General features: G+C 71.9%; 13 protein-coding genes, 1 tRNA gene and 1 pseudogene. 5 read left to right on the forward strand and 10 right to left on the reverse strand.

Annotated features, from left to right (window positions below; all coding sequences use genetic code 11):
- Positions 1 to 52 precede the first annotated feature (52 nt).
- The 4 genes from FJR00_RS00005 to FJR00_RS00020 form a co-directional block, all read right to left on the reverse strand.
- Complete coding sequence (locus FJR00_RS00005) at positions 53 to 901, reverse strand: hypothetical protein (protein ID WP_022921226.1); 849 nt, start codon at positions 899 to 901, stop codon at positions 53 to 55.
- Between the two features lies 1 nt (position 902).
- The gene (locus FJR00_RS00010; RefSeq protein ID WP_022921225.1) at positions 903 to 1,475 is read right to left on the reverse strand and encodes an RNA polymerase sigma factor; all 573 of its coding nucleotides are present in this window, start codon (positions 1,473 to 1,475) and stop codon (positions 903 to 905) included.
- Between the two features lie 543 nt (positions 1,476 to 2,018).
- On the reverse strand, positions 2,019 to 3,371 hold the full coding sequence (locus FJR00_RS00015; RefSeq protein WP_141336929.1) for a dihydrolipoyl dehydrogenase family protein: 1,353 nt from the start codon (positions 3,369 to 3,371) through the stop codon (positions 2,019 to 2,021).
- Positions 3,368 to 3,682: a thioredoxin family protein gene (locus FJR00_RS00020; RefSeq protein WP_141336930.1), complete on the reverse strand. Its 315-nt coding sequence runs from the start codon at positions 3,680 to 3,682 to the stop codon at positions 3,368 to 3,370. The genes FJR00_RS00015 and FJR00_RS00020 overlap by 4 nt, the downstream gene beginning before the upstream one ends.
- A 61-nt stretch (positions 3,683 to 3,743) precedes the next feature.
- Between FJR00_RS00020 and FJR00_RS00025 the strand changes: the two genes are divergently transcribed.
- The 5 genes from FJR00_RS00025 to FJR00_RS00045 all read left to right on the forward strand — a co-directional run bounded on the left by FJR00_RS00025 (position 3,744) and on the right by FJR00_RS00045 (position 8,632).
- Positions 3,744 to 4,145, forward strand: a complete 402-nt coding sequence (locus FJR00_RS00025) for a heavy metal-responsive transcriptional regulator (protein WP_141336931.1) — start codon at positions 3,744 to 3,746, stop codon at positions 4,143 to 4,145.
- A gap of 234 nt (positions 4,146 to 4,379) precedes the next feature.
- The gene (locus FJR00_RS00030; RefSeq protein ID WP_229735030.1) at positions 4,380 to 4,802 is read left to right on the forward strand and encodes an ArsR/SmtB family transcription factor; all 423 of its coding nucleotides are present in this window, start codon (positions 4,380 to 4,382) and stop codon (positions 4,800 to 4,802) included.
- Positions 4,799 to 6,787 carry a heavy metal translocating P-type ATPase gene (locus FJR00_RS00035; RefSeq protein WP_141336932.1) on the forward strand — a complete coding sequence of 663 codons (1,989 nt, stop codon included), beginning with the start codon at positions 4,799 to 4,801 and terminating at the stop codon, positions 6,785 to 6,787. The genes FJR00_RS00030 and FJR00_RS00035 overlap by 4 nt, the downstream gene beginning before the upstream one ends.
- The gene (locus FJR00_RS00040) at positions 6,784 to 7,698 is read left to right on the forward strand and encodes a cation diffusion facilitator family transporter (RefSeq protein WP_141336933.1); all 915 of its coding nucleotides are present in this window, start codon (positions 6,784 to 6,786) and stop codon (positions 7,696 to 7,698) included. The genes FJR00_RS00035 and FJR00_RS00040 overlap by 4 nt, the downstream gene beginning before the upstream one ends.
- Before the next feature lie 421 nt (positions 7,699 to 8,119).
- The gene (locus FJR00_RS00045; protein WP_141336934.1) at positions 8,120 to 8,632 is read left to right on the forward strand and encodes a hypothetical protein; all 513 of its coding nucleotides are present in this window, start codon (positions 8,120 to 8,122) and stop codon (positions 8,630 to 8,632) included.
- 403 nt (positions 8,633 to 9,035) lie between these two features.
- On the opposite strand, the gene FJR00_RS16065 is transcribed toward FJR00_RS00045, so the two are convergent.
- The 6 genes and pseudogenes from FJR00_RS16065 to FJR00_RS00070 form a co-directional block, all read right to left on the reverse strand.
- The gene (locus tag FJR00_RS16065) at positions 9,036 to 9,641 is read right to left on the reverse strand and encodes a hypothetical protein (RefSeq protein ID WP_238330208.1); all 606 of its coding nucleotides are present in this window, start codon (positions 9,639 to 9,641) and stop codon (positions 9,036 to 9,038) included.
- A gap of 844 nt (positions 9,642 to 10,485) precedes the next feature.
- Positions 10,486 to 11,016, reverse strand: a pseudogene (locus FJR00_RS16615) (AAA family ATPase); the annotation flags it as partial.
- A 628-nt stretch (positions 11,017 to 11,644) separates the two neighbouring features.
- Positions 11,645 to 11,717 (reverse strand) — tRNA-Arg (locus FJR00_RS00055).
- A gap of 50 nt (positions 11,718 to 11,767) precedes the next feature.
- The gene (locus FJR00_RS00060; RefSeq protein WP_141336936.1) at positions 11,768 to 12,232 is read right to left on the reverse strand and encodes an SRPBCC family protein; all 465 of its coding nucleotides are present in this window, start codon (positions 12,230 to 12,232) and stop codon (positions 11,768 to 11,770) included.
- Between the two features lie 89 nt (positions 12,233 to 12,321).
- The gene (locus tag FJR00_RS00065) at positions 12,322 to 15,123 is read right to left on the reverse strand and encodes an AAA family ATPase (protein WP_141336937.1); all 2,802 of its coding nucleotides are present in this window, start codon (positions 15,121 to 15,123) and stop codon (positions 12,322 to 12,324) included.
- The gene (locus FJR00_RS00070) at positions 15,120 to 16,355 is read right to left on the reverse strand and encodes a metallophosphoesterase family protein (protein WP_238330210.1); all 1,236 of its coding nucleotides are present in this window, start codon (positions 16,353 to 16,355) and stop codon (positions 15,120 to 15,122) included. Before FJR00_RS00070 ends, FJR00_RS00065 begins: the two co-directional genes overlap by 4 nt.
- Between the last annotated feature and the right edge of the window lie 52 nt (positions 16,356 to 16,407).

Consider the following 16,407-nt stretch of genomic DNA (forward strand, 5'->3'; position numbering starts at 1 on the left):
GGACGAGCGTAGCCGTCCTCAGTGCGGCAGATGAGTGCGTTCGGTGAGGCGACTACGGGACGTTCGGTCGATCGTCCACCTGGCTCAGTGGCACTTTCTCCAGCACTGTTCCATCCTTCAGCTCGAGGTCGAACGTCAGGGCTGGGTATCCGCTGTCGGACCAGGCCTTCTCCCACGGCCACCACGCGGCGAACCTGTCATGCACGATGCTTGCTTGGACTGGACCCAGATAGGGCGTGTTCACGACGACCCGGGCGACGTCGGTACCGACGCGTCCGGTTGTGACTGAGATCGCCTCGACGACGTCGTCGGGCGAGGGGTTGCTCGACCCGGTGGATATGGTGTCGTAGAGGGTCAGGGTGATGGAACGCTGGGATGGCTGCGCTGGTCCGGGATGTGCCTGAGCGGCGACGGCCCCAATGGCCTCCGGGTCATCTGCGCTGGTTTCCACCAGGCAAGTGGACTCGTGGCCCCGTGTGCCCTCACCGACGACCAGTGTGAGGTCGCCCCGCTGCTCGGTCAGAACCGGGTGGAGGTCGGTGCCCACGGTCTCAGGACCACTTCGCCACCAGGTGGCACACCACTGCGCCCCGGCGCTGTCAGTGCTGGCAGCAACACCACTGGGGTAGGCGGTCCACGAGGCGTAGGCACCCTCATCAGAGTCGAGCAGGACGAAGGTGGTCACGCCCAGGCTGGCGGCCGCAGCGGCCACCAGCCAGCGGGTGCGGGCCAGGGTTCGAGGCGCTGGTGTCGTGGAAGAATCTGTATAACTGCTTGAGGCCCAGTGGGGGTTCTCGCGGATGAGTTCGCGCAGGAGGTTGCGGGCCCGGGCTCCCTCCGCGAGGTCGGCGTCGACGTGGCGCCCAGGGTCCAGCTCACGAATGCGGTCCTCGAGAGTCATGTCAACGCCCTTCGCTCTGGTAGGTGTCCGGTGGAGTGTGCTGCTGACGGGCGGTGGTGGGGGGAGCCGGGTCCTTGGACACCCGCAGGTGGGCCCCGAGCACACGCCGCGCCCGCATCAACCGCAGGCGATACGCCACGGGTGAGACGCCAAGAATCATGGCCGCCTGCTGGCTGCTGAGCCCGTCGAGCACGGTCAGGGCGATGGTTTCCTGCTGGGCCGTGGTCAACCGGGTCCATGCGGCTTCCAGGTCCGCGCCCGCGATCACGCCAGCTTCGTGCCCGGGAACTGTCGAACAGGCGCGATCGTGGCTTATGAGTCGGACGGTGAGCGCCTGGTCACGACGGACGTGTCGGTGCCGGGCCAGGATGAGGTTGCGCGCAATACCGAACAGCCAGGCCCGTGCCTGACCGGGGTCGTCCGGCAGGTCGCCACGTCGTCGCCACGCGACCGTAAAGGCATCAGCCGCGACATCCTCGGCGACAGACAACTCCACGCGACGAGCCGCGAACCGGGTCAGGTCCACGTACGTCGCTCGGAAGACGCCCTCGAAGTGCTCCGCATCAGGACTCACACCACATGCTGCGGCAAGTCAGCGCTGTTTCGCTCAGACCGCAACTCGGCGCTTGTCAGCCTCCCTCCACTCACGATCTTCTCGGCCCCTGCCTCCAGCACCCCGAGGACCAGGCTGGCCCGCTCCGGCCCAGATGCTGCAACGCCAGTGGCCGACCCTCCGAGGAGCAACGGCCCAGCTGGTTCCACTGCACAATCACTAACTCAACGTCCGGGAGTCGCACTGGGTGAAATGTTTAGACAACTGCGTCGGCGAGGGGCCGAACGATGGGGAGGCCCGCGTTTCGGCTAGCGCACCTTCGAAGGAGACTTCAACGGTGTCAGCTGGTTCTCGTGCCACGGCAAGCCGCCCGAAGCCGTTCCGGTGACCGCCCGACAGCAGTGTGACAGGACATGCCGCTTCGCCGGTGCCGGCGCGTCCATCGACGAGTCCGGCCCATCCCGTCAGCGGCAGATCCGGTAATCGCGAAGCGGGCGGGCAAGACCGGTCCGACTGGCCTTTGTCCCCTGGTCCGCGATCTGGGGGTCGCTGGTTGGTCCTGGTTCAGAGCATGGAGCCTAGGTCTGATCCGACGGTGGGGTAGGCGGCGGTCATCGACTTCAGCTGGCGGGTGGTGAGTCCCAGCTTCATGGCGAGGGCCAGGGTGTTGACGAGTTCGGCGTATTCGGGGCCGAGCAGGTGGGCTCCCACGATGGTGTCGGTGGAGCGGTCGATCAGGATCTTGGCCGCGGCGGTCGTCTCCCCGATCCGGTAGTTGGAGTACCAGCTGCTGGTGTCGGAGTAGCGGACGTTGATGTCGATGCCCCGGGCGAGGGCTTCGTCTTCGAGCAGGCCGACCCGGGTGAGTTCGGGGATCGTGAACACCGCGGTGGGCACGCCGGTGTAGTCCGGGGCGGTCGTGGTGCCCTTGAGCATGTTCGACGCGGCGACCTTGCCCTCGAACACGGCGACCGGGGTCAGTGGCATGCCGGGGGTGCTGGCCGCGTCGCCGGCGGCGTAGACCGCCGGGTTGCTGGTGCTCTGCAGGTGGGCTGCTACGCGGACCCCGTCCTCGTCCGACTGGACGCCGGCGGCGTCCAGGTCCAGGGTCGTCAGCTCGGGGGTCCGGCCTGCGCCGTGGACGACCAGGTCGAACTCGGCTGTCCTTGACCGCCCTGATTCATCCACGCTTACCTGATAGCCGGTGGCGGTCGTCTCCACCGCGGTGAGCGTCGCAGAGCGCCAGGTCTGGATCCCGACCTGGGCGCTGCGGTCGATGAGGAGGTCGACGAGGTCGGGGTCGAAGGCCTTCAGCGGTCGAGGTTTGCGGTCCAGGATGACCGGGGTGCTGCCGGCCCGGGCGGCGATGTGGGCGAACTCGAAGGAGATGAAGCCACCGCCGACGAACAGGATCCGTCGCGGCAGCTCGGGCAAGTCCAGGAACCCGGTGCTGTCTACCAGGTGCTCGTGCCCGGGCAGGTCCAGCGGGCGCGGGCGGGCACCGGTGGCGATGAGGAAGTGTCGGCCGGTGTAGGGGGCGTCGTCGATGGCCACGGTGTTGGGACCGGTGAACCGCGCCGTCCCGTGGAAGGTGGTGACCCCGTTGCCTGACAGCCCTTCCTCCATCTGCGCGGGGACGGGGTCGGTGAAGCCGTGCTTGTGCGCCATGAGGTCGGCCCAGTTGATCGACAGGCCGTCGTCGTCGATGCCCTTGCCGCGCATCAGGCGGGCGCTGTCGATGACCTCCGCACCGCGGCGCAGGATCTTCTTGGGGTCGCACCCGCGCAGGGCACACGTGCCGCCGTAGGGCAGGGCGTCGACGATCGCGACTTTCCACCACGCGGAGGCGCACTTGTTCGCCGCCGTGACGCCGGCCATGCCGGCACCGATGACGATCAGGTCGTAGTCGTAGGTCATCGCGTGGCCTCCTGGGCCAGCCCCAGCGCTGCGTACAGCTGTCCCGTGGTCGGTGCCCCAGCCAGGCCGTCCGCCGTGTGGTAGACCCGGCACGACAGGCCCCCTGCTGAGTCTGGGGCGCAGAACGCGTCGGTATCGTCGACCAGCACTGTGGGTGAGCCGCGAAAGCCCACCTGTTGGGCCTGCTCGAGGGTCTCGACGCGCTGACGCCGGATCCTGACTTCCGGGTGCTCGGCCGCGATCGCGACCAACCTGCGGTCAGTCACCTTCCAGTTGGGGCAGTCCTCGAAGTAGAGCAGGCAGACGTCCATACCCGCGACGCTAGACCTTGTACCCTGGTACAAGGTCAAGCGTGAGAGTAGGACAGCGCGAATGCGGATCGGAGAGCTGGCCGAGTCGGCCGGAGTGAGCAGTCAGACCATCCGCTTCTACGAGCGCCAGGGCCTGCTGGCCGAGCCCGCGCGCGGGGCGAACGGCTACCGCGTCTACGAGGAGTCCGCAGCCACACGGCTGCGCTTCATCGCCATGGCGCAGGCCGCCGGGCTCACGCTGTCCCAGATCCGCAGCATCCTGGACCTGCGTGACCAAGGGACCACCCCCTGCCAGCACGTCACCACACTCCTGGACACCAGACTCGCCGACGTCCGGAGACGGATCCGCGACCTCCTCACGCTGCAGACAGAGCTCGAGACCCTGCTCCAGCGCAGCCGACTGCTAGACCCCGGCGACTGTGCAGACCAGGACATCTGCCACATCCTGTCCCCGTCGCAGTAGTCTTCGCCCAGGCACGACCCGGACCCCGACCTCGCGCGCCAGCCATAACACGCCGGAACAAGGCGGGCTGTCCCGTCCGCCCACTGCAGCACCAGCATGGCCGATGGCGCGGGCGCAGCAGGTGAGTGTGCATCCACAGGGGGCCGGTCTGTCGCGGCCCGCCGCGGTACGCCAGTCCACCTGGCCCCCCGTGACGCACGGCACGCGGCAGTGCGCTAACATCGCTCTATGACGATGACAGCGAAGGTCCCGATCGGCCATGAAGGTCCGGAGCGCGATGCAGGGCTCCCCGTGGCGGCTGCGCTGTTCCACGGCCTGTCGGACCCGTCGCGGTTGGCGATCCTGCAGCACCTGAGCCTGGGCGAGCACCGGGTGCGTGACCTCACGGAACACCTTGGGCTGGCGCAGTCGACCGTGAGCGCCCACCTGGCGTGCCTTCGCGACTGCGGCCTGGTGGTGTCCCGGCCGCAGGGCCGGGCCTCGATGTTCTCGCTGACCAGTGCCCCCGAATTGCTGGGCGTGCTGGACGCGGCGGAGCGGCTGCTCGCCTCCACGGGGTCCGCCGTGGCGCTGTGCCCGAACTACGGCATCGGCACCGAGGGCAACCCCGCCCCGGAGCAGCTGCGCACGCACACGGGGCAGGGGGAGGGCGCGTGAGCCGCGAGGAGACCCCGCAGCGGGAGGTGGTCGTGGACGCGTGCGGGTGCGAGATTCCGCCGCCAGCCACCGGCGGTGGGGATGTCGAGGAGCCGGTCACCCGGCTGTGGGACGTGCGGGAGGTGCAGCTGGGCCTGCTCTCCGGCGCCCTGCTCGGAGCGGGGTTCCTGGCCGGGCTCGGCGGCTGGGAGACTGTGGAACTGGTGCTGGCCGCGGCGGCGCTGCTGGTGGGCGGGTCCACGTTCGTGCCCGGGGCGCTGCGGAGGCTGGCGCGCGGCAAGCTCGGGGTCGGTCTGCTGATGACCATCGGTGCCGTGGGTGCCACCCTGCTGGGGCAGGTGGAGGAGGCCGCCGCGCTGGCGTTCCTGTTCTCCCTCAGCGAGGGCCTGGAGGAGTACTCCCTGGCCCGGACCCGGCACGGCCTGCGGGCGCTGCTGGACCTCGTGCCCAAGGAGGCGACGGTGCTGCGCGGGGGCCGCGAGGTCGTCCTCGACCCCGCCCGGCTGGCGATCGGGGACGTGATGGTCGTCCGGCCCGGGGAGCGGCTGGCGACCGACGGTACCGTGCGCAGCGGGCGCAGCAGCATGGACACCTCGGCCATCACCGGGGAGTCGATGCCGGTGGAGACAGGCCCCGGTCAGGAGGTCTTCGCCGGCTCGATCAACGGCACCGGCGCCCTGGAGGTCACGGTGACCTCCACCGCGCAGGACAACTCCCTGGCCCGCATCGTGCACGTCGTGGAGACCGAGCAGTCCCGGCGCGGCGCCACGCAGCGGCTCGCGGACCGGATCGCCCGCCCGCTGGTGCCCGGCATCCTGGTCGCCGCGCTCCTGACCGCGCTGCTCGGCGCGCTCCTCGGTGACCCGTCGGTCTGGGTGCACCGGGCCCTGGTCATGGTCGTGGCCGCCTCCCCGTGCGCGCTGGCGATCTCGGTGCCGGTCACCGCGGTGGCCTCGATCGGCGCGGCGAGCCGCCGCGGGATCCTGATCAAGGGCGGTGCGGCGATGGAGGCCCTGGGCAGGGTCCGCACCGTGGCCCTGGACAAGACCGGCACACTCACGCGCAACCGGCCGGCCGTGGTCGACGTCGCTACCGCACCGGTGAGCGACCGGGACCAGGTGCTGGGGTGGGCGGCCGCGCTGGAGGCCCGCAGCGAGCACCCGCTGGCGGCAGCTATCCTGGCCGCCTCCGCCACGGTGCCCGCCGCGCAGGACGTGCGGGCCGTGGTCGGCGCCGGCCTGGTCGGCACGGTCGACGGTGCGCGGGTCCGGCTCGGCAGACCGGGCTGGGTCGACCCTGGTGACCTGGCGGGTGACGTGCGGCGGATGCAGCAGGCCGGCGCGACCGCGGTCGTGGTCGAGGTCGACGGTCAGCCGGTCGGTGCCATCGCCGTCCGGGACGAGCTGCGGCCCGAGGCCGCCGAGGTCATCGCCCGCTTCGTCGACCACGGCTACACCGTGGCGATGCTGACCGGGGACAACCAGGTCACCGCACGGGCCCTGGCCGCCGAGGCCGGCATCGAGCAGGTGCACGCCGACCTGCGCCCGGAGGACAAGTCGCAGGTGGTCACCTGCCTGCTCGCCCAGGGGCCGACCGCGATGGTCGGTGACGGTGTCAACGACGCGCCCGCGCTGGCCACCGCGGACGTCGGCGTGGCGATGGGCGCGATGGGCACCGACGTCGCGATCGAGACCGCCGACGTCGCCCTCATGGGTGATGACCTGCGGCTGCTGCCGTATGCGTTCGAGCACGCCCGCCGCACCCGCGCCATCATGCTGCAGAACGTCGTGGTCTCCCTGGTCCTGATCGCGGTCCTGATCCCGTTGGCCCTGCTCGGCGTGCTGGGTCTGGCCGCGGTCGTCCTCGTCCACGAGCTGGCCGAGGTCCTGGTCATCGCCAACGGCGTCCGTGCCGGCCGCAGCAGACACCTGGTCGCCCCCGGCGCGGCGCAGGACCGCGCCCACCTGGAAGGAGCTCACGCATGAGCGCAGGTCACGACCACGGGACCGTCACCACCCACCGGGGCCGGCTGGCGGTCGCGTTCGCGATCACCGCGACCATCCTGGTCGCCGAGGTCATCGGAGCGTTGTGGACGGGCTCCCTGGCCCTGCTGGTGGACGCCGGGCACATGCTCACCGACGCTGCCGGGCTGGGCATGGCGCTGGTCGCCGCGTCGGTGGCGCTGCGCCCACCGACCGCCGAGCGGACCTGGGGGTTCCGCCGGGCGGAGGTCCTCGCCGCCGGCGCGCAGGCGGCCGTGCTCCTGGGTGTCGGGATCTATGCCTTCGTCGAGGGCGTCCGCCGCCTGTACGAGCCGCATGAGGTCAGCTCCACCGGCCTGCTGATCTTCGGCATCGTCGGCCTTGCCGGAAACATCGCCTCCGTGCTGGTCCTCAGCTCCGGACGCGGCGCCAACCTCAACATGCGCGCCGCGTTCCTGGAGGTCGTCAACGACGCCCTGGGGTCGGTGGCCGTCATCATCAGCGCCATCGTCATCACCACCACCGGGTGGGTCCGCATCGACGCCATCGCCGGCATGCTCATCGCCGCCCTCATCGTGCCCCGCGCCGTCACCATCCTGCGCGAGGCGGGCCACATCCTGCTGGAGTCCACCCCCAAGGGGCTGGACCTCGACGACGTCCGCGCTCACGTACTGGCGGTCCCGCACGTGCAGGACGTGCACGACCTGCATGCCTCCACCATCGCCACCGGCCTACCCGTGCTGACGGCTCACGTCGTCCTGGACGAGGAGTGCTTCACGGACGGTCACGCCGCCGAGATGCTGGCCCGTCTGCAGGACTGCGTGGCTGACCACTTCGAGGTCAGCATCGAGCACTCCACCTTCCAGCTCGAACCACCCGGCCACGCCGATCGCGAACACACCGCCCACGCCTGACCCTGCGAGAGCAGTCCGTGACGCTCACTACGGTCCTTCTCATGGGCCCCGAACACTTCGCGCTACCTTCGACCGGCGGACGGGACGCGCTCCGTGTTGCCCGCCCCCGACGGCCAGTCACATCTTGCCCCACAGTCTTGTAGTGGCTCTTCTACCGCGTGGGAGGCTGCCGGCACACCAGACCTACCCCCCATGGCTTGCGCCACAAAGGGCGCTGCGTGAAGCAGAGCCCCGCCGAACTGGTCCCAACAGGGTGGCGGCCCTACCTGCGGATTGTGATCCGGAGGAACACGACCACCTGAACCTGACCCCTGCGGGAGGATGACGGGTCCGGCGGTCGGCGGCCCCGGCGCGGTCGCGATGAACCGTCTGCGCGCGCTGACCGCTGCGCAGCGTGTCAGGGCGGGAGGCGAGGTCAGCCGTGACGTCCGGTGGCGCCGTGGTGGTCAGCGGGCCTTTCGTCGTGACCCGCGCCCGGAGCCCCGTCGGGGTGCCACGCCGGAGCGTCGTCGCGTTGGCGGTCTGGCGCGTCTTCGTGGTGCCACGCTGGAGCGTCGTCGCGTTGAGGGGCTGGCGCGCCGTCGTGGTGCCACACGGGAGCGTCGGCCATGCCGCGGCCCTGCGTTTCGGCCATCTCAACGTGACGCTGCTCGTGGTCCAGGCGACTGTCGGCACAGAATCCCTGTCCGATATGCAGTCCCTCGACGAGGTCAGCGTCGAGGTGGTGCCACACCGGAGAGTCGGTGCTCCCGCCGCCGTCCCTTTCCAACATCTCAACGTGACGCCGCTCGTAGTCCACGAGACTGTCGGCACAGGATCCCTGTCCGATGTGCAGTCCCTCCACGAGGCCAGAGTCGGGATGGTGCGGCCCCGGTGCGAACGCCTCCGCGACCGGAAGGTCGGCCTGGACGGCGACCACGGGAGTGGCGCCTGAGACGCTCATGATCGCCGCAGCGAGCGCAACGCAGGTCCGCGGGAGGGTGGGGGTTCTCATGACTGCTCCTTGGCTGTGACCAGACCTCTGGAATCCGGTCACTTCCAACGATCCTCCCCTCTTGGGCGGTGCGATAGGGCATCGAACCGTCATGGGGTGTGATAATTACGACATCACGTAGGACTAGCTCGTCTATGAACCGACTGCCCTGCCGGAAACTGCATCCAGGGCTCAACAGAAGCGTCCGCTACTCGGCGTGGCCGGCCGTGGTCAGGCCCTTGCCGAAGCATCCGACTCTCGGCGTGACAGCGATGTATCGACCGCGCGCGCTTCCGCATCCTTTGTGATCGACGTACGGTCATCGCGAAGGACCAGACGGCTGGCGGGTAGCACCGTCATGGAGTCAGTGGCGCTCTGCCTGTCGTTGACCGGCTCGGAGCCTGTCGGGCGCGGCGTCTACCGTGGACGCGGAGGAGACCGGTGACGGCACCGCCAGTCGGCGGATGAGTCGGCTCTGGTGCCTGGCTGCCCTGGGTTCCTTGATGGGCGGACCCGCCGGGCTGGGCTCCGTGTCGGGGATCTCGTGGGCGGCTCGCCAGGCGGCGAGGTCGCTGATGAGCTGGTCGTCGACGTCCGGGGGCAGGGTCCGCCGCCATGGCGTGCGGTCGAACGCGCCGGCCTGGCTGGCTTCGTCGGCGAGGCGCTGCTTGAGGTCGTCGATCCGACGGGTGAGTCGGTCGAGGTAGTCGCTCGTCTCCGCGTCCTGCCGTAGGACGTCCGGGATGTCGGGCAGCCAGGGCAGGGGTGCGTCGCGGTGGGACGGTGCGGTGGCGCCGGCGATGCGCCAGGCGAGAGCGGCTGCGGGGTCGTCGGCCTCGGTGAGGGTCTGGGTACCGCGGTACCAGGTTGCCTGCTCGACCACCCTGAGCGGCGAGGTTCCGTCGACCCAGCGCAGCGCGAGCTGGCCCCGCAGGTGGGGGTAGGCGGGTGCTCCGGTGAGACCGGGCATCCATTTTTCGAGCGCGCTGTCCAGGGCTGCCATCCGATCGGGGGCCGAGGTGTTGTTGGGCCAGGACCGGCAGGGCGTCCTGGTAGACCAGCACCGCTTCCCGCAGGAGCTGTGCGGCGTCGCCGCGCTCGACGGTCGTGGCCGACTGTGCAGGACCGTCGCGGGCCAGGACGTCGGCGAGCACCTGCCGCGGCTCCACCACCGTGTCCTGGACGTCGGGGCCAACATCGTCCAGCGAGGGGGTGGGCGTGGCCAGGTAGAGGTGGTTGGTCTGCCGGCCGTGGGAGAGTGCGACGTACAGAGCCTGGCGGGTCTCGGTGCCGGTCAGGACGGTGTGAGTGGTGTCCACTGTGGCGCCCTGGGCGCCGTAGATGGTACTGGCGTACCCCAGCTGCACCTGCTCTGCCGCGTACCCGGCCGGCAGGGTGACGTGAGGCCTCTTGCTCCCGCTACCGTCGCGGTGGCGCTCGACGGAGAGGCTTCCGTCGGAACGGACCTCAAGGACGTGCCATCGGTCGCCGTTCTTGACCCAGGACCCATCTCCAGCGCGCAGGGCGCGGTCGTTGCGGCGGGTGATCACCGTGTCGCCGGCGCTTGCGCGGGTGCCGTCGGCCAGGGCCACCTCGCGTCCGGGCGGTTGCCCGGCGGTGTCGAGGCGGTCGGTCCGGGCGCGCTGGTTCAGCTCACGCATGGTGTCCCGGGTCGCGGCCAGCAGCAGGCTCGACAAGCCGGCCTCCTGGTCGGCGGACCAGGCGGCGTACGCCGCCTCGACCACGTCCCCGGTGTCACCGGCGTGGACCCGGCCGTGGTCGAGATAGTGGTCCAGTCCGGCGGGGTCACCATCGCGGACGGCGAGGGTGGCGATTCCTTCGGCGGGGGCGGTGAACCGGTGCAGCTCGGTCAGGGTCGCAGTGGTGCCGTGCGCGTGGCCCTGCTCGGCCAGGTCCCGGAAGATGCCACCGGCCGCCACGGCGGCCAGCTGCTGGTCGTCCCCGACCAGCCGCACGCTGCCACCGGCGTCGACGACATGCTGGACCACGGCCGCGAGGTCGCCGGTGCCGGCCATGCCTGCCTCGTCGATCAGCACCAACGTCCCCGGGCCGACGGCTCCGCCCAAGTCAGACGTCGTCCCGGTTCCCGGTGAGGCACCTGCCGCGCCCTTCTGGTGGAGGTGTTTGGCAAGGGTGTCGGCATGAATGCCGGTGGCGCGTCCGAGCTCCTCGGCCGCGACCGCCGTAGGTGCCAGCCCGAGGACGGTGCCGCCTGATTCCTCCCAGATCCGAGCCAGCACCCGTAGGGCAGCGGTCTTCCCCGCGCCGGCCGGGGCGAGAGCGACCTGGATCCGGCACCCGCTCGTGGCCAGGGTGCGGACCATTGCCACCTGAGACCGGTCCAGTCCCGGACCGTCTCCACTCTGGCCGGCCAGGACGTCCTCCACGACAACCCGGTCGGCCTGGCGGCCATCGCGGCGCAACCCCAGGCCGAGGAGCTCCTCTTCGGCGGCCAGGATCGCCCTCGAGGTGTAGGCCTGGCTGCCGTGCACCGTGTGCGCGGACTGCCCGTCCGGGCGGCGCAGAACCTCCGGCTCGCCCAGCTCCGGCGGCACCCCGACCGGCACCGAGAAGCCGTGCAAGACCCATCGCTGGACGTCACGTTGGTACGCCTCGAGCTTCTCCAGGGGGACCTGCGCGGTGCGGAGCTGGCGCAGGGTCTCGGCGCGCACGTGCCACACCTGCCACGTCGCCCGCGACCCCTCCAGCACCTTCAGCACCCTGGCCGCCACCACCTGGGGACGCACGTCCCCACCACGTCCCTGGAGACGTCCCCGGAAACGTCCCCACCCCGTGACCTGCGGCGATGCCCGCGTCTCTGCCACGTCCACGGTCGCGTCCCCACCCCGCCCCCAGTGCCGACGCGACCATCTCCTCCGGGGTCTTTCCGGGAATCGACCTGGGCGGCAGTCTCTAGGCGTCAGCAACTCATTGACCTGCACAGATGTGACGTGCCCCCGGCAGGATTCGAACCTGCGACACCCGCTTTAGGAGAGCGGTGCTCTATCCCCTGAGCTACGAGGGCAGACCCGGCCGGGTGGCCGGGCGCGGGGTCGATCTTCTCACGTCGGGCGCTCAGGAGGCGACGGCGGCCGCGAGCCGGTTGAGGCTCTCCTCCATCTGCTCCTCGGAGACGAGCGGAAAGCTGATCTTCTTGAGCAGCTCCTGGTCGGTGACGTTGCTCCAGTCGTAGGTGTGGCGCACCTCGGTGCTGTCCGGCCCCTGCGGCACCAGCTCCCACACCCACTGCCAGCCCTTGGGCTCGGTCCCTGCGGGGGCGGTCTGCCAGGCGAGCAGCTTGCCCTCCTCGTATCCGGTCACGTGGTTGTCGGTCTGGTAGTCCCCGCCCATGTGCTCCCCGGACATGTTCATCGTGAACGTCTGGCCGGTGCCGGTGATCCGGTCGCCGTGGTCGACCGACCGGACGAAACCTGCCCCGTCGATCTGGACGTGGTGCTCGGGGAGGGACAGGACGTCGAAGATGTCCTTGGCGGAGGCGTCGATGGTGCGGGTCACGGTGATGCTCTTCTGGTCGCTCATCCTTCGACGCTAACGGGGCTTCCGGACACGCGCGACCGGGCACCGCCCCCGGACAGCTCCGCCGCCGGCCGGCGCCGACCCGTAGGCGCTCAGGCGCTCCGGTCCAGGGAGGCGGGCCGTCGGTCCTCGACGTCCGCGCGACCTGAAGACACTGCGACCGGGTCCTCCGGGTCCAGCCGGATCGTGCGGGCGCCGGGCACGGAGGCGTAGCGACCCGGGGTGCAGGTGAGCAGGACCACCTGCAGGTCCGCGTCCGGCCCGGCGGTCGCTCCCAGCACCTCCCCCATCCTCCGCAGCCGCGCCGGGTCGCTGTAGCCGAGGGCGTCGTCGATGACGACGGGCACCCCCTGCGCCGGCTCGACCAGCCTCGACACGGCCAACCGGGCCAGGATGCCCAGCTGCTCCTTGGCCCCGCCGGAGAGCTCCTCGAAGGGCACGGTGGAGCCCTCCAGGCTGCGGGCACGGAGCGAGAGCTCCTCGTCGACGGTCACCGCGAACGTCGGCCCGTAGACCTGCCGTCCGAGCCGGTCCAGCGTCTCGGTGAAGGGCCGCACGTAGGCACGGTGGGCCGCGTCCCGGTGGCTGTGCAGGGTGGTGCGCAGGTGCCTGACCGCGCGTGCACGCCGGTCGAGGGCCGCCAGCCGACGCTCCGCCTCGTCGAGGCCGGCCTCGGCCAGCTCGTACAGCTCCTGACGCCCTTCGCTGGCGGCCAGCTCCACCTGGCCGGAGAGCGTGTGCAGCACCTCCCGGGCACGGTCCGCCTCCTCGGTGAGCCGGGCCGAGCGTCGCTCGGCCTCGTGGGCACGGGCGGCGACCCTGTCGGCGTCCGCGGCGGTCTCGGCCGCCGCGGCACGCTCCAGCTCGGCGGCCGCGGCGGACTCCTCCGCCGCGCACCGTTCGGCGGCGACCGCGAGTGCATCGTCCTGGACGTCGGCGCGTGCGGACCGCACGGCTGCCTCCAGGTCGACCAGGCGTGTCCGGTCGGCCTCGAGCCGGTAGGCCAGCCGGTCCACCGCCGCCACGACGTCGGCGGCGCGCCGGCGGCACTGCTCCACGCTCGTCGTCGCCACGTCCAGACGCCGACGGTACCGGCTCAGGTCCTCGGCCGCGGCGCGCTCGGCCGTCCGGGCCGCATCGACGTCCTCAGGGAGGGGCTGCGCGTCCTGGCGCGCTCCCCGGAGCATGGCCTCGTCCTCGACCCGTGCTCGCAGGGCCGCCAGCTCGCGACGAAGCGGCCCAGGCAGGTCGCCACCCTCGACCACGTCGACCGCGCCGTTGCCGGTCGTCCCCTGCGCGGCCAGGAGCGTCTCCACCTCGCGCTCGAGCTCGCGGACGGCGGCTGCGCTCTCCCTGGTCCGGGTCGCCAGCTCGCGGGCCTCGTCGACGTCGGTGCACCCCAGCCGGTCGAGGGCCGCCTGCAGGGCGGCGTGCGAGACCTCGAGGTCGGCCCGCCGCTGCTCGGCGTCGGAGCCGGTGCCGACCCGGATGCGCACGGCTCCCGGCACCGTCACCTCCAGGTCCTGGGTGACCCGGAAGGTGCCCGTGGTGGCCGGCCCCACCCGTCGACCCCCATCCGCACCGTCCTCCACCCCGCCGACGAGCGCCACGTCCACGTCGGCCCCGAGCGACTCGACCACGACGCTGGCGCTGGCCTGCTCGTGCCGGGCGGTGAGCACGGCCAGGTCCTGCTCCTGACGCTCCAGGGCGCGCAGCTCCTCGGCCGTCACAGGGGTCCGCGGCACCGCGGCGCGCGCCTGGGCGAGCTGCGCGCCACGCCGCTGCAGCCGGTCGGCCAGGCCCTGACGCTCGGCCAGCCTGGCGCGGTCGTGGCAGTGGTCCAGGTCCGCGCGGGCCGTGCGCAGCGCCTCCTCGGCCGCCGCGACGGCCTGCTCGGCCGCGCGACGCTGGTCCTCGGCCTCGGTCAGGGCGGGGGCCAGCCCCTGCGCCTGGGCCTCCAGGTCCGCCAGGGCCTGCTCGTCCTCCTGCACCCGCGTGGTCAGTCCGTCGAGGTCCGCCACCAGCCGTCTCCTGGCGTCCAGCTCGCGCCGGGCGGCCCGGGACCGTTCCTGGGCGAGCCGGTGGGCCTCGGTGGCGCCGCGCCGGGCGGCGCGGACGACCTCGAGCTCCTCCAGACGCTGCTGGGCCTCCCTCGCCTCGTCGCGCGCCGCGACGAGGCGCTGGTCCGCATCAGCGAGCTCGGTCCGTGCGGCCTGCTGCCGGTCCAGGAGCAGGTTCGCCTCCTCGAGGAGCCGGTGCGCCTCGGCCACCTCCTGCTGGGCCCGGTGGTGGGCCTCGATGGCGGAGCGGTAGTCGCCGGTGGGGCGCCCCGCCCGGGCGGTGAAGTAGCGCCGGTACTCCTCCTCGACCGCGTCGAGCACGCGCTCGCCGTCACCGTCGTGCGTGTGCGCCTCGACGGCGGCGTCGAGGGCCTCACGCAACGCCCCGCTCCCCACGAGGGGGGCGACGGCCCCGTCACCGGACTGGGTCAGGCGCAGGGCCCGCCACAGCGTCCGGTCGAGGGCACCGTCGAGCAGCTGGTCCAGCCGCGCCTGCGCCGCCGACCCCGTGAGGTGCTCCGGCGCCGACCCCAGGACGTCGAGCTCCACCAGGGGGGACCGGAGCCACCGCTTGGCGATGCGGATCCGTCGGCCTGCCACGGTGAGCTCGGCCTCCACGAACGGGCCGACGTCACGGCCGACGGGCTGCAGCGAGCGCGCCAGGGCGCTGGCCGAGGTGCACCGCAGGTCCAGGAGCCGGTCGAAGGCCTCCACCAGGGTCGTCTTGCCCACCTCGTTGGGCCCCTCGAGGACGACGACGCCCCGGTCGGGCAGGTCGACCGTGCGGTCGGCCACCCCCTTGACGTCCCGCAGGGTGATCCGGTGCAGCCTCATGCCGACCCCCTCGTGAGCCGGTAGAGCAGCGCGAGCGCGTCGCGGGCGCTCTCCTCGTCGTCGGGCCGACCGGCGACGAACGTCGAGGCGGACGCCGCCCCTCTCCCGGGCCCTGCCGTGGCCGTCGGCACGGACGGTGGGCCGCCGGCCCGTGCCGCGACCTGGATCTCGGCCGCCGCTGCGGCGATGAAGCCGCCGACCGTCAGCGTCTCCCACGCGTCGTCGTCCCCCTCGACGACCACCACGTCCTGGTGGCGGTCGCGTTCGACCAGGGCCCCGAGCTGGTCGCGGTGCCGTTCCCGGAGCGCGTCCAGGCGGGCCAGGTCGGGCACGGTCAGGGTGCCCGCCAGCTGCAGGTGCACGATCGTGCGGTCCTTGTCGGGGAGGTCGTCCAGCTCGCGGTCGAGCGCGGCGAGGTCCGGCTGGCCGTCCACCCGACGGTCGACCACGCGGAACGACCACGTCGCCACCCGGTGGGGGGTCACCCGGGCGACCTCCTCCCGCCGGGGGTCGAGGTCCACGACGAGGACGTCGCCGGGGGCGACCTCGGTCTCCCGGGTCGGCTCGGGGGCCCCGGAGTAGCGCAGGTCGGTGCGACCGGCGACGGTCGTCCGCGAGTGCCGGTCGCCCAGCGCGACGTAGTGCACCCGGCCCTCCTCGAGCGCGGCCACCAGGGGCCCGGTACGGATGGTGCTGTCGCTGCGGCGGTCGGGGTCCAGCTCGTCGACGGCCCCGTGGCCCACGACGACCCGGACGACCCCGTCGGGGGCCGGCCCGGAGGGCACCGTGGCCAACGCCTCGGCGACGAGGTCACGGCCGGGGTGCTTGCTCTCCCAGGGAGCCGCGACCAGCTCCACCCCCGGGGCCACCTCGTGGATCCCCGCACGGTCCAGCACGTGGACGTGGTCGGGCGCCTCGGTCCGGAAGAGCTCGCTGCGGTAGATCGAGGCGGCGTCCAGCGGGTCGTGGTTGCCGGGCAGGAGGTAGACGGGCACGGGGACCGACCGGAGCGCGTCGAGCGCGCGACGGACCGTCTGCGGGGTCAGGTGGTTGCTCTCGAAGACGTCTCCGCAGACGACGACGAGGTCGCAGCCCTGGTCGCGGGCGACTCCGCCCAGCCGTCGCACCGCGTCGGCCCGCGCCGCGGTGAACCGCGCCTGTGCCTCGGGCTCCAGGAAGCGCCGGGTCATGCCGATCTGCCAGTCGGCGGTGTGCAGCAGCCGGACTCCCACCCTCGCCCTCCTCGACCTCGATCGGCATCAGCGCCCGGTTCCGCGTCCCGGG

Origin of the sequence: Ornithinimicrobium kibberense (assembly GCF_006519705.1) — a bacterium.
GTDB classification, from domain to species: Bacteria; Actinomycetota; Actinomycetes; order Actinomycetales; family Dermatophilaceae; genus Ornithinicoccus; species Ornithinicoccus kibberensis.

Bases quoted from the DNA above. Each gene is read 5' to 3' on its own strand.
- FJR00_RS00020 (WP_141336930.1), bottom strand. From the start codon at position 3,682: ATGGACGTCTGCCTGCTCTACTTCGAGGACTGCCCCAACTGGAAGGTG.
- FJR00_RS00040 (WP_141336933.1), top strand. From the start codon at position 6,784: ATGAGCGCAGGTCACGACCACGGGACCGTCACCACCCACCGGGGCCGG.
- FJR00_RS00015 (WP_141336929.1), bottom strand. From the start codon at position 3,371: ATGACCTACGACTACGACCTGATCGTCATCGGTGCCGGCATGGCCGGC.
- FJR00_RS16065 (WP_238330208.1), bottom strand. From the start codon at position 9,641: ATGCCCGGTCTCACCGGAGCACCCGCCTACCCCCACCTGCGGGGCCAG.
- FJR00_RS00060 (WP_141336936.1), bottom strand. From the start codon at position 12,232: ATGAGCGACCAGAAGAGCATCACCGTGACCCGCACCATCGACGCCTCC.
- FJR00_RS00030 (WP_229735030.1), top strand. From the start codon at position 4,380: ATGACAGCGAAGGTCCCGATCGGCCATGAAGGTCCGGAGCGCGATGCA.
- FJR00_RS00025 (WP_141336931.1), top strand. From the start codon at position 3,744: ATGCGGATCGGAGAGCTGGCCGAGTCGGCCGGAGTGAGCAGTCAGACC.
- FJR00_RS00065 (WP_141336937.1), bottom strand. From the start codon at position 15,123: ATGAGGCTGCACCGGATCACCCTGCGGGACGTCAAGGGGGTGGCCGAC.
- FJR00_RS00005 (WP_022921226.1), bottom strand. From the start codon at position 901: ATGACTCTCGAGGACCGCATTCGTGAGCTGGACCCTGGGCGCCACGTC.